The sequence below is a fragment of the Geobacillus sp. ZGt-1 genome (assembly GCF_001026865.1).
Taxonomy (GTDB): domain Bacteria; phylum Bacillota; class Bacilli; order Bacillales; family Anoxybacillaceae; genus Geobacillus; species Geobacillus thermoleovorans.
In genome coordinates, this window is sequence record NZ_LDPD01000016.1 from 171,663 (window position 1) to 183,828 (window position 12,166).

Sequence of the window (12,166 nt, forward strand, 5' to 3'; positions counted from 1 at the left end):
CTGGCATAGTTTTGAGTCTGCAAAGACGGTGAACCGGCCGGCCCCACCCGGTTTCAGCAGCCTGGCGTTCCTATCGCGTGGGGGAAGAGCAGTGAGGATGATCCTATATGCGCTGCTGGCCTGCCATGCGGCTGTGATTTATTTCTGGATTAGCGACTGGGACGTGCTTATGACGCCCGTGGGTCTTGTCGTATGGGTCGGAGGGGTTGCTGTCAGTCTCGCCATCCTTCACTTTCGCCCCAATATTCATCCCAAGCTGCGGTCTATGCTAACAACCATGACGGCGGCTTCGGTGCTCGCCGCTGTCTGTTCATTGATCATCGAATGGGCGGTGCGCTCGATGCCGTAGGAACACTTGGTCAGTCGTTGCGGCCGTCAGCGGCCCGGAAGGCTTCTGGAGCAATCCGGCGGCCGACGGCATACATGATCGGCGCGCCGATGGCCATGACGACCAACTCGCTGATGGCCGTCGTCAGCCATGTGAGCCAAAACGGAAAGCCGAGCGCCAGTTTCAATTCGAAGGCGATAATGGCCATAGTCACAGTAAATGACAGCGTATTGACGGCCATGCGCGCCCAAACGTTTCGGACATACCGCATAGAGACGATCGTGATGAGCAGCGCCAACACCGACTGGCCAACGCCGAATACAAGATCATACGCGACAATCGGCGAGAAAAACAAATTGGCAAAAAAGACGCCAAGCACGATGCCAACAGCGTATGTTTTGCGGAACACGACCAAGTGATTCAATATTTCTGACACGCGAAACTGAATATTCGTAAAGCCAAACGGCTGAATGAGCGTCGTCACCGCGATATACACGGCGGCGATCAAGCCATTTGCCGCTATGATCCGAATGTTCATAACGTCCTCTCCTCGCATNGATGATAATATGATTGTAGCACGACAAACGAATGAACGAAAAGGAAGTGAATCTCGTTGACCTTGACGGATCAACAAGCAACAAGCCGGCGGCGATCGGTTTGGGAAGTCGGAAAAACAGCGCTTCTCCTCGGTTTAACGTCATTTGGTGGTCCGGTCGCTCATCTCGGCTATTTTTACGAAGAGTACGTCAAACGAAAAAAATGGATTGACGAGAAAACGTATGTCGATTTGGTCGCTTTATGCCAATTCCTCCCTGGTCCAGCGAGCAGCCAAGTCGGCATCGGCATCGGATTCATGCGCGCCGGCGTTTGGGGGGCGTTGGCAGCTTGGCTTGGTTTTACGCTGCCGTCAGCGGTCGCCCTCAGCCTGGTTGCTGTTTGGCTGCAACACCATTCTTGGGGTGACGCCGGCTGGATGCACGGCTTGCTGTTGGCGGCCGTGGCGGTCGTGGCGCAAGCTGTATGGGAGATGGCGCGCAAATTCGCCTCTAGCCGCCTCGAGGCAACGGTCGCCATCACAGCGGCGGCCGCTGTGCTTCTTGCGCCGGGCGCGTGGAGCCAAGTAGCCGTCATCGCCGCAGCGGGGGGCATTGGCGCTGTTGGAGTGCGAAAAAATGTCGCACCTTCTTCGTCTGCGGCAGGCATCCCGCCTTCCATTCGTCGTTCCACCGGTTTGACGTTGCTTTCCTTGTTTGCCGTGTTGCTTGTTGCGCTGCCGCTCATTCGTACTTGGATCCACTCACCGCTTTTGGAGCTGTTTGACAGCTTTTACCGCGCTGGGGCGCTCGTGTTTGGCGGCGGGCATGTGGTGTTGCCGCTCTTGGAGGCGGAAGTGGTGCCGCAAGGGTGGGTCACCGCCAATCAGTTTTTAGCCGGCTACAGCGCTGCCCAAGCCGTCCCTGGGCCGCTGTTTACGTTTGCCGCGTATATTGGAATGGCGGCGTTGGGCTGGAAGGGAGCGCTAGTGGCTACCACAGCCATTTTTCTTCCATCCTTTTTGCTCGGTCTTGGCGCGTTTCCGTTTTGGCACTGGCTTCGCCGTCATCCACGCTTCCAAGCGGCGCTTGCCGGCATTAACGCCGCTGTCGTCGGGATGTTACTTGCGGCGCTGTATGATCCGATTTGGACAAAAGCGGTGAACGAGCCGGCCGATTTCGCGTTTGTCCTCGTCGCCTTTCTTTTGCTTGCCGTTTGGAAGTGGCCGGCGTGGTTGGTTGTTCTTGTTTCCTTTGTCGGCGGGTGGCTTCGCACGTTGCTCGATTAATGCTTGGTGCCTAACGGGCGGGCGTTTGGGTGTATTTCCTCATCCTCCCGCGAGCAGATAATCTTGTCACACCGGGCCTATGTAAGTAGATTTTCAGCTCGACTAGTAGCAAAGCCAGCCATGTGCCGACGGCCAAATGGATGACCGCCCAGGACAGATGAATTTCTGTCGCAACGGTGACTATCCCGATCACCGCTTGCAACAGCCCGACCGTTGCCGCCAAAAGAAGGCGCCGCTCCAGCGGGCGCCCCCAGCGTCGCCTGTGGGCAACAAACGCTGTCCAAATGGTATATAACACCGTAGTGGCAGCAGCGGTTCGGTGGGCGGTTTGCCACATTTGGGCTTCGCTCGATGGCCATGCTTGTTCCCCGCATATCAGCCNTCCGCATGCCAGACCGTAATGTTGATGTTTCACGTATGCGCCAAGCAGTAACGCAGCTGCCAATAAGAACAAAAGAACATGGATATGCCGCTTCGCCTCTGCTTCAATAGTTGTCTGGCCGACTGGTTGATGCATCTGTGGAGAGCGATGGACGTTCCGCCAAATCCAAAGAAGGCAGCCTAAAAAGAGAAACGCGATGAAGAAATGAATCGTGACAATGATAGGTGGGAGATCAAACCAAACGACGAGAGCTCCAAGCATAATTTGCAACGCAAGCAAAACAGCGGCGGCCGCTGAAATGAAACGGTCTGTCCCGCTTCGGGAAGAACGCCATAAGCGAAGGCAGAGCACCCCGGTCAACAGCACGAGCAAAGCGCCGATCAATCGATGGGCGTACTCGATCAGCGTCGCTCCTTTCAACATCGGGATGAGCATCCCGTTGCAGAGCGGCCAGTCAGGGCCGCACCCCATCCCCGAATTCGAGGACGCCACATACCCGCCGAATACAATGAGAACGTATGTCGTACATAGCGTCCAAAAAGCCAACGATTTCATCCCCATTCCCCCTAACATCATTTCTCCCATTATAGCAAGTCCGCTGTCACATAACTGTGTACTCTATCACATCAGACAAAAAAATCCAAATTGTGAGAAAAATTGTCTGTTTTGTGATGAAGTTAACTGTGGGAAAACGCTACCATGCCCTATAGTGAAACTATCTTGACGAGGGAAAAGGGGGAATGGATCGCTATGTACCAGCAGGCAGCGTGGATTATTTCCGTTGTTCTCATCCTGTTTGTCATCCTTGTTTTTTTGTATGTCGTCGCTCATTCCGGCCAGCGCGTCGAATATGAGCCAATTCAGAAAAAAGGATACCGGATTCGAAATGTATGGTTTTTGGTCGTCATTGCAGCCATAGGTCTAGCGACGTTTTATACGCTGCGCGATTTGCCGTTTGAAAGGCCAGCGCATGCTGCCGATCCGACCGTTGTTCAAGTGGAAGCGCGGCAATTTGGTTTTGTATTAAGCCGAAATGAATTTCGCGTCGGTGAGCCGATCGCCTTTCAAGTGACGAGCGTAGATGTCAATCACGGAGTCGGCATTTATGATGAAAACATGGAACTGTTGGCCCAGACGCAAGCCATGCCGAAGTATACAAATACGATTTATTACACGTTTGAGAAACCCGGGACATATCAAGTGCTTTGTTTAGAATATTGCGGCATCGGCCACCATGTGATGACGGCGACCATTACCGTCGTGCCGGCCCAAGAAGGGGAGGGGAAATAATGGAAGCGAACGTTCGCAAGATGACCGCCTTGTACATGTTCGTCAGCGGCATCGCGATTTTGCTCATGATGGTGCTGGGGCTGTTGATGCTGCTGGCGCAAGGAAAAATGATTCCGCTTGGACAAGATACATTTTATGAAATGATGACCGCGCATGGCACGTTTATGGTTGAGCGGCTGCGTTTGCTGCGTCGGCGGTTATGTGGTACTTTTTGCGCCAGTACGTCCGTTTGTCGTTTCCGATTTTTGTGACCCATTTCGTGTTGTTTTTAACGGGGGTGGTGATGACAGCCATCAGTATTTTTGTCTTCCGTTTCGCTGGAGCATGGACGTTTTTGTACCCGTTGCCGGCGATGTCAGTCGGCATGTGGGGGAAAACAGGAGCGAGCCTGTACTTGATTGGCATGCTGCTGATTGGTGTCAGCTTTTTGCTTCTTTATCTTGATACGTCGCGAGCCATTATTCGCGAATACGGAAGCCTTGGCCATGGCCTTGGATGGCCGCAAATTCTCGGAAAAGTGAAAGGTTACGGTCCGCCGCCTACGGTAGTGGCGAGCACGATGGTTTCGATCGTCAATCTCGTTTCTTTAACAGCCGGGGCAAGCGTCTTAGTCATGAGCTTAATCAATTTGTTTCAACCATCGATTGAAATGGATCCGTTGCTGGCGAAAAACTTGATTTACGCCTTCGGGCATATTTTCGCCAATTCGGTTATTTACATGGGGGTAATCGCCGTATATGAAATTTTGCCAAAATATACAAACCGCCCATGGAAGTCGTACAAAATTTTCCTTATCGCGTGGAACATGTCGACGTTGTTTACGATTATCATTTACCCGCACCATTTGTTGATGGACTTTGTCATGCCGAAATGGATGTTGATTATCGGCCAAGTGTTTTCTTATTTGAATGGTTTGCCGGTTTTGGTGGTGACCGCCTTTGGCGCGTTAATGATCGTTTATCGTTCCGGCATTGAATGGGATATGGCGTCAAGCTTCATCTTCCTTTCGATGTTCGGCTGGGTCGCAGGCGTTATGCCGGCGATTGCGGATGCGACCATCGTCATCAACCACGTCATGCACAACACGAAATGGGTGCCGGGACACTTCCATATGTATATGGGAATCGGTGCGGTTTCAATGTTATTCGGCTTTATGTATTATTTCATTCGTGGAAACGGGCGAAAGATCGGTTATGCGGATATGGTTAGCTTCTGGGTGTATACGATTTTCTTCCTCAGTCTATGCGGCACGTTCCTGTTTTCTGGAAAAGTGAGCGCACCGCGGCGGTGGGCTGTGCATGTTCCGGAATGGATTCCGTATGATCGCATGGGGGCGATGTTTGCAGTTGCCATTATCGCCGCTGTCACGGTGTTCCTTTACCGCTTTTTCGTTTCGGTGATCACCGTTCAAGCAAAGCAAAATATCGAGGTGGGGCCGCGTGCGTAAAACCGTAGCGGTGGCTCTCGCGCTTGTGTTCGGTTTTGGGCTTCTTTGGCACGGGACGGACGGGTTTCGGGCGTTTACAAGCGAAACCGCCCGCCGCCTTGCCATCCTGCAAGAGCCAAAACCACTTCCGGCCGTTCAGTTGGAGGATCAAAACGGTCGCACGTTCTCTTGGCAAGATCAGCGCGGCCAATGGGTTTTAGCCACTTTTATATATACAAGGTGCGGCGATGTGTGCCCGGTTGTTGAGATGAACTTGCGCCGCATTTATGATGCCATTCGCCAGTCTCCGCATAGGCATCGTCTTTCGTTTTTAAGTATTAGTTTCGACAGCCAAAACGATACCCCGGAGATGTTGATGCATCATGCCCATCATTATGGGGCGGATGGCGTTACGTGGCGCATGGCCCGCGTGTCGAACGATCAGGAACTGCAACGGTTATTAGAAGTGATGGGCGTCATTGTGATCCCGGACGGGAAAGGCGGGTATGAACATAATGCGGCGTTTTACTTGCTCGACGAAAAGGGGCGGCTCGTCCGCATTTTTGATTACAACCATCCGCAAGCGGTCAGCGCCGAGCTGAACCACCTGCTGGCCAAAGAGGCATCCTCCGAGGTGGTGAAACAGTGAGCGGGAAACGATATGCAGTTGGCGGAGCTCTCCTCATGGCAGCCCTTGCGTTGCCGCCGGTGTTGCGTTGGATGGAATCATCGATGATTGGCGTGATGCTCGGGCAAGTCCCGTTGCTGGTGGTAGCCGGCTGGCTGTTTGGTTTCGCGTTGCCCCGCCGTTTCGCCCAATTGCTAAGCCGTTGGAACGAAAACGGTTTGCCTGGATTGTTGGTGGCCATCAGCGTCCTTTCCTTTTGGATCTTGCCGCGTTCAGTCGACGCCTCGTTGAACGAGCCGTTGATGCGGCTTGCCAAATGGATGATGCCGCCGCTGCTTACAGGGATGCCGCTATCGTTAAGCTGGAAGCGGCTTCATCCGATTGCCCGCGGCGTTGTTCATGCGAATGTCATCTCGATGCTCGTTGTCATGGGTTGGCTGTATTTAGCTGTACCGGCGCGCGTGTGCAACAGCTACTTGCTCAGCCAACAAAACGCGCTCGGCCGCATGATGATCGCGTTGTCCCTCGTGCTCGCTGCTTTTTGGTCGCTGCGGCTGTTCGTTGCTGGAACAGCAAACGAGCCGGAGACTCGCTAAGTCAACGGAACGGTCTCTCTTTGTTGCTGGGCCTGAATTGACGGACATGCGGACGGATCTTAACAGGAAAGATTCGTCCGTTTTTTTTTGTTTGCCCCCTTCTCTTCTCCTTTGGTGAAAAGAAGGATTTTTCACCGCTATGTCAAATATCTTTACCGATATGGGGACAAGTGCTTGTTTCCGTTGCGTGAACGTCAGACAGGTTGGCTCAAGTCAACAAGAGGTGGCTTAAACGGGTCAACAGCCGTGCACCCCCAAGTTTAGAAGGTTAGTGAAAAAAGGATCGTTTCTAGCCCGCAGGAGGCCAGCGAAATGAGAAGTTGATGCCACAATTTTCCCTCATTTGGGAAACCATGCTGGAGAGCGGGATGTTTCGTTCCATCGCCGGTCTTCTAAGCCTCGGATCAATGTTCGATAAAGCGGGACAGCGAAAGGGGAGGGGGAGAGACGGATGAAGTGGGTATGGATGCTGCTCGCTCTAACGGCCGGGATGGCTGTCTCCGTACAGGCAGGAGTGAACGGCGGCCTCGGCAAGCGGATTGGTGTGTTGGAAGGGGCGTTCGTGTCGTTTTTAATCGGAACGATCGTCTTATTTTTAGTGCAATTGTTTTTAGGCAAGGGAGAATTGCTTGCCATGTTTTCTGTGCCGAAATGGCAGCTGACGGGCGGCATTCTCGGCGCCTTTTACGTGTTTGTCATGGTGCTGATCGTTCCGAAAGTCGGCGTCGCCAATTCATTGATGGCCGTGGTCGCCGGACAGCTCGTGATGAGTTCGATCATTGATCACTTCGGGTTATTCGGCGGACAGCGCATTCCGTTTGACATGACGCGCCTCGCTGCTATAGCCTGTTTGTTTTTGGCGCTTTGGCTTTTTTTCCGCAAATGAACAACAGGACTGGCCAAGTTGGTTTAGTTTTCCGTGATCCGCTCATACTAACAACAGCATGATCGACTTGAAAGGAGCGGATCAAAGTGAAACAGGCATGGCGCATTTATATGAGCGATTTGAAACATCTCACGACCAACTGGGCCGCATCCATATTGGCTCTCGGTCTGATCGTTCTTCCATCGCTTTACGCTTGGATCAATGTAGAGGCTTCGATTGACCCTTATGCCCATACAGAGGATTTACCGGTCGGCGTCGTGAACGAAGACCGAGGGGCGGAGCTCGCCGGTCACCGGTTTCGCGCCGGCGATGAGATCGTCAAGACCTTAAAAAACAACCACCAGTTGGGATGGCGATTTGTCACGCGGAAAAAAGGAATGGAAGGCGTTCGGAGGGGAGACTACTTTGCGACGATCGTCATTCCGGCTGATTTCTCGGCTAAATTAGCCACTGTAGTGCAGAAACGTCCGAAAAGGGCGGTTATTTACTATTATGAAAACAACAAACGGAACGCCATCGCTCCCAAAATCACGGAGCGCGGAGCAAGTACATTGTCAGCGCGAGTCAGCGATGAGTTTGTGAGGGTGGTCAATACCGCATTGTTTTCCTTGTTCCACCAAGCGGGAGTGACGCTCGAACAGCAGCTTCCCACCATTCGCCGCGTTGAAGCGTTTGTGTTTCGTTTGGAAAACGAATTGCCAACGATTCAACGACAATTGAAAGCCCTAGATCGCGATGTGGGAGAGGCAAGATCACTAGTTCGTACAGGCCGCGAGCTTCTGCCGGCTGCCAGAGCAACGGTGCGGCGCGGTTTAGAATGGACAGGCCGCGTTGAGAAGTTGTTCATGCAAGTCAATGCTTCATCGCACTTATGGGAAAAGCCGGTGGAAATGGCGGTTCATGCGCTCCATTCCTTTGCAGAGCAGACGCCACAGTCCCTCGATACACCGGAAAAGCAAGCGCGTTGGGCGGCTCTCATCCAACAGGCTGCAACAGACGCGAGCCCATTGGTTCAGCAATTGCGCCGAACGTTGAGAACATGGGAGGGGACGATTGATTCCTCTTCGCTTCAACCTGTGCAGCGCACAGTCAGCCGTATCGAGCAGACGCTAGCGTCTATTCAAGAAACAGCGGCGCTAGTGAAACAACATCCAACAGGCGTCGAAGAGAAGATCACTCACCTGCGTGAACAAATGGCCTTATTGGACGCACAGGCGCAGCAACTTGATCAAGCATATCGCCAACGGCTGCTGCCTATGCTGCGGGCAAAATGGAATCAAACAGGGGAACAGGTGCGACAAGCGAAACAAACGCTTCTTCGCATGGATCAAGCGTTAAATGAGGCAGAGCAATGGTTGTCAAACACAGATCGTGATTTAGCGGCCGCGCAACAAGCGCTAAAGACCGCACAGGCTCAATATCCATTTCTCTCCCGCCAGGTCCGCGAGCTGGCCGCCTTCCTATCGAAAATCAAAAGAGAAACCAACATCGACGAACTGATTCGCTTGTTGAAACAAGATCCTCGGGCGAAAGGGGCGTTTTTAGCTCACCCGGTTGACGTCAAAACGTTCCGCCTTTTCCCGCTGCCGAACTATGGTTCGGGCATGAATCCATTTTACACGGTGCTGGCCATATGGGTAGGATGTTTGTTGCTTGTTTCCGTCTTGTCGACGGATCCTTCTTCGTTTTCGGAAGCGAATGAGCGGGAAAGATATGCCGGACGGCTGTTGACCTTTTGGACGCTGAATGCTTTGCAGGCGATGGTCGTGACAGCTGGAGCGGCTTTCATCTTGCCGAATATTTTCGTCCGTGAGCCGGGATGGTTCATGACGTTCGGCCTTTTGTGCAGCTTTGTCTTTATGGCGGTGGTTTTTTCGCTTGTTTCCTTGTTCGGCAATGTGGGAAAAGCGATGGCGATTGTGTTGCTCGTCTTGCAAATTGCCGGAGCGGGAGGAACGTATCCCGTTGAGCTGATTCCTCCGTTCTTTCAGCAATTAAACCCTTGGCTGCCGTTTACCTATGCCATTGATGTCATGCGCGAGGCGGTCGGCGGGATCGTATGGGAAAATGTTGAGCATGATGTCAAGCGGCTTCTCTTGTTTGCCGTTGCCGCCCTTTTGGCCGGACTTTTGTTGAAAGGCTCATTAAACCCATGGATGCGCGTGCTGAAGGAAAAAGCTGTTCAAAGTGGTTTGTTTCATTGAAAATTGTCTGTTCTCTTTATGGAAGCATCTGTTACAATAGGGACGAGAGCGTTGCTTCATTCTCAATTGCCCCGTAGGATCGACGTCTCCCAAGCATTGTTCACTGTTGCTTTTGCGCGATGGGAGAGCGCTCGATGGCGGGGAAAAGGGGAGAGAATCATGTCGATCCGTCGACTGCTTGGTTTTGCGCTCATTTTTTTGGCGATTTCGATGTTTATCGAGCAAATGTGGTGGATCGGGGGAATTTGTTTCTTGATTGGAATTGGAATGACTGCGAAGAGTCCAATCGATCGAAAGTGGAGGAAAAAGAAGCATATATGGTAAACATCGAGAGTGATATGAATCAAACAAGGGTCAGACAGCATGATGTGCAGTTGATGAAAAAAGCAGAACAGTTTATCACGATAAGCTATCGGGAGCTTGGAAAAAGTGAGCAAGAAATGAAGCGGCGGTTGAACGAAATCCGTTGGGAAGTGGAACAAACCGGCACATACAGCCNTACGTACGAAGAGTTAAGCTATGGGGCTAAGATGGCTTGGCGTCATAGCAACCGTTGCATCGGCCGCTTGTTTTGGCAATCGCTCTATGTCATTGATGCGAGAGAGGCGGTTACCGTAGACGAGGTTTTTTCTTATCTATTCCATCATATTGAGTTTGCGACCAATGGCGGGAAAATCCGGCCGACGATCACGATCTTCCGTCCAAATGGGGAAGTGCGCATTTGGAATCATCAACTGATTCGTTATGCCGGTTATGAAACCGAAGAAGGGATCATCGGCGACTCATCCTCCCTCACTTTCACCCGCGCCTGTGAACAGCTTGGGTGGAAGGGGGAAAAAACGCCTTTTGACGTGTTGCCCTTGGTGATCCAGGTAGGCAGCCAGAAGCCTGTTTGGACACCGATCCCTAAAGAATTGGTGCTTGAGGTGCCAATTGAACATCCGGAGTTTCCGTGGTTTCGCGATCTGCAGTTAAAATGGTACGCGGTCCCGATTATTTCAGATATGTGTCTAGAAATTGGCGGCATTCGCTATATGGCAGCACCGTTTAACGGGTGGTACATGGGTACGGAGATTGGAGCCCGCAATTTTGCCGATGATTATCGCTACAACATGCTTCCGAAAGTGGCCTCTTGCATGGGGCTTGACACCAACTCCAACGCATCATTATGGAAAGACAAGGCGTTGGTCGAATTGAATATCGCTGTTTTGTATTCCTACAAAAAGGCGGGCGTCAGCATCGTTGACCATCATACCGCCGCGCGCCAATTTCAGTTGTTTGAACAGCAAGAGAAAGCAGCCGGCCGCCATGTCACCGGCGATTGGACATGGCTGATTCCGCCTCTTTCTCCGGCGACAACGCACATTTTTCACCGAACGTATGACAACACGACCATGTTGCCCAACTTTTTCTATCAGGACCGTCCATACGAACAACAAAGGGGAGAGGAACAATGACCGTCATCATCCGCATGCGCGATGTGTCATGGGCAAGAGGAGGGCGCATGATTTTGCGTGATATCAACTGGGAGGTGAAAGAAGGCGAGCAATGGGCGATTCTTGGCCTAAACGGCTCCGGGAAAACATCGCTTCTCAATATCGTCACCGGCTATCAGTACCCGACGCGCGGGGATGTTGAAGTATTGGGCTATCGGTTTGGACAGGCGAGCTTGTGGGAATTGCGCCGGCATATCGGGTTTGTGAGCAGCTCGCTTGATCAGTTTTATGATACCTTGCAAGCCGAAACAGTCGAAGATATTGTCATCAGCGGCAAGTTTGCAACGATTGGCCTGTACGATGCCGTCACTGAGGACGATCGGTCCAAAGCGCAATCGTTAATCGAGTCTTTCCGCCTCGAAGCTGTCCAAGAAAAGCGGTACGCAACGTTGTCGCAAGGAGAAAAGCGAAAAACATTGATCGCCCGAGCGTTGATGGCGAATCCGAAGCTGCTCATTTTGGACGAGCCGACGGTCGGCCTTGATTTATTGGCCCGCGAAGAAATTTTAGCATTGATCGGACAGATCGTCACTCAGCCGTGCCATCTCTTATACGTCACCCATTATATCGAAGAAATCGTCGACTCCATTACCCATGTCTTGCTTTTGCAAGACGGGCGCATCCTTGCGGCTGGCCAAAAAGAGGAAGTGTTAACCGACGAGCGGCTTTCAGAAGCGTTTCGCCTTCCGATCCGCGTTCATTGGGAAGACGGCCGGCCGTGGGTGTCGATTGGACGTTGAAGACGGATGGACTACCGGCTCCCTAAGGTGCGAAAACCATACCGGGAGCCCTTCCAACCGTAAAAACGCGCAAAAGCATGTAACAACCATCTAGTCGCCTGCACGATAATCCAGTTTTTCCTTGCCGGAAGAGCCGAGGGAAAGATGGACGGAAATGTTTCGAATGGTTTTCTTTTTTAATGGGATTATGCCGTTTTGTTCCCATTGTCTCCATTTATGAACGTTGCTGCGGTATAATTGATCTGATACATTCAGCACGTCAATGTTTCGATTGACTCCCCATTCATAGGCTTGTTGGATTTCCTGTTTCACCGTTTGCGCCGCCAGCTTAGCCAGCCGTTCTCTTGACAGCGGCCGGCGCAGCTCGA

12 protein-coding genes and 4 pseudogenes are annotated in these 12,166 nt (G+C 52.2%); 12 read left to right on the forward strand and 4 right to left on the reverse strand.

The window, feature by feature from the left end:
- Positions 1-349 (forward strand): annotated as a pseudogene (locus VU18_RS07245) (multidrug resistance efflux transporter family protein); the annotation flags it as partial.
- 10 nt (positions 350-359) lie between these two features.
- Here VU18_RS07245 and VU18_RS07250 read toward each other — a convergent pair.
- Positions 360-866: a QueT transporter family protein gene (locus VU18_RS07250; RefSeq protein ID WP_011231162.1), complete on the reverse strand. Its 507-nt coding sequence runs from the start codon at positions 864-866 to the stop codon at positions 360-362.
- A 75-nt stretch (positions 867-941) separates the two neighbouring features.
- Between VU18_RS07250 and chrA the strand changes: the two genes are divergently transcribed.
- Complete coding sequence (gene chrA, locus VU18_RS07255; protein ID WP_042382557.1) at positions 942-2,150, forward strand: chromate efflux transporter; 1,209 nt, start codon at positions 942-944, stop codon at positions 2,148-2,150.
- Positions 2,151-2,160: 10 nt separating this feature from the next.
- On the opposite strand, the gene VU18_RS19645 is transcribed toward chrA, so the two are convergent.
- Both VU18_RS19645 and VU18_RS19650 read right to left on the reverse strand, forming a co-directional pair.
- Positions 2,161-2,531, reverse strand: a 371-nt coding sequence (locus VU18_RS19645) for a COX15/CtaA family protein (protein WP_236687316.1), incomplete at its 5' end; no start/stop codon positions are given.
- 1 nt (position 2,532) lies between these two features.
- Positions 2,533-3,117 (reverse strand): annotated as a pseudogene (locus tag VU18_RS19650) (heme A synthase); the annotation flags it as partial.
- Positions 3,118-3,282: 165 nt separating this feature from the next.
- Between VU18_RS19650 and VU18_RS07265 the strand changes: the two are divergent.
- From VU18_RS07265 to VU18_RS07300, 10 genes and pseudogenes are all read left to right on the forward strand, one after another.
- The gene (locus VU18_RS07265) at positions 3,283-3,822 is read left to right on the forward strand and encodes a cytochrome-c oxidase (protein WP_011231165.1); all 540 of its coding nucleotides are present in this window, start codon (positions 3,283-3,285) and stop codon (positions 3,820-3,822) included.
- Complete coding sequence (locus tag VU18_RS21240) at positions 3,822-4,073, forward strand: hypothetical protein (protein ID WP_318550362.1); 252 nt, start codon at positions 3,822-3,824, stop codon at positions 4,071-4,073. The genes VU18_RS07265 and VU18_RS21240 overlap by 1 nt, the downstream gene beginning before the upstream one ends.
- The gene (locus tag VU18_RS07270) at positions 4,022-5,269 is read left to right on the forward strand and encodes a cbb3-type cytochrome c oxidase subunit I (protein ID WP_369793561.1); all 1,248 of its coding nucleotides are present in this window, start codon (positions 4,022-4,024) and stop codon (positions 5,267-5,269) included. The genes VU18_RS21240 and VU18_RS07270 overlap by 52 nt, the downstream gene beginning before the upstream one ends.
- Positions 5,262-5,897, forward strand: a complete 636-nt coding sequence (locus VU18_RS07275; protein ID WP_011231167.1) for an SCO family protein — start codon at positions 5,262-5,264, stop codon at positions 5,895-5,897. Before VU18_RS07270 ends, VU18_RS07275 begins: the two co-directional genes overlap by 8 nt.
- Positions 5,894-6,472 (forward strand): hypothetical protein, encoded by a 579-nt coding sequence (locus VU18_RS07280; protein WP_011231168.1) that lies wholly within the window; start codon positions 5,894-5,896, stop codon positions 6,470-6,472. Before VU18_RS07275 ends, VU18_RS07280 begins: the two co-directional genes overlap by 4 nt.
- A 451-nt stretch (positions 6,473-6,923) precedes the next feature.
- Positions 6,924-7,358, forward strand: a complete 435-nt coding sequence (locus VU18_RS07285; protein ID WP_011231169.1) for a DMT family transporter — start codon at positions 6,924-6,926, stop codon at positions 7,356-7,358.
- Between the two features lie 86 nt (positions 7,359-7,444).
- On the forward strand, positions 7,445-9,562 hold the full coding sequence (locus tag VU18_RS07290; protein WP_042382552.1) for a YhgE/Pip domain-containing protein: 2,118 nt from the start codon (positions 7,445-7,447) through the stop codon (positions 9,560-9,562).
- A 377-nt stretch (positions 9,563-9,939) separates the two neighbouring features.
- A partial coding sequence (locus tag VU18_RS21075) for a nitric oxide synthase oxygenase (RefSeq protein ID WP_369793563.1) occupies positions 9,940-10,060 on the forward strand: 121 nt, incomplete at its 3' end.
- Between the two features lies 1 nt (position 10,061).
- Positions 10,062-11,019, forward strand: a pseudogene (locus VU18_RS07295) (nitric oxide synthase oxygenase); the annotation flags it as partial.
- A complete protein-coding gene (locus VU18_RS07300) occupies positions 11,016-11,798 on the forward strand; it encodes an ABC transporter ATP-binding protein (protein ID WP_021321382.1) in 783 nt (260 codons plus the stop codon). The pseudogene VU18_RS07295 and the gene VU18_RS07300, both read left to right, overlap by 4 nt.
- Before the next feature lie 90 nt (positions 11,799-11,888).
- Here the strand turns inward: VU18_RS07300 and VU18_RS07305 are convergent.
- Positions 11,889-12,166 (reverse strand): annotated as a pseudogene (locus VU18_RS07305) (Ger(x)C family spore germination protein); the annotation flags it as partial.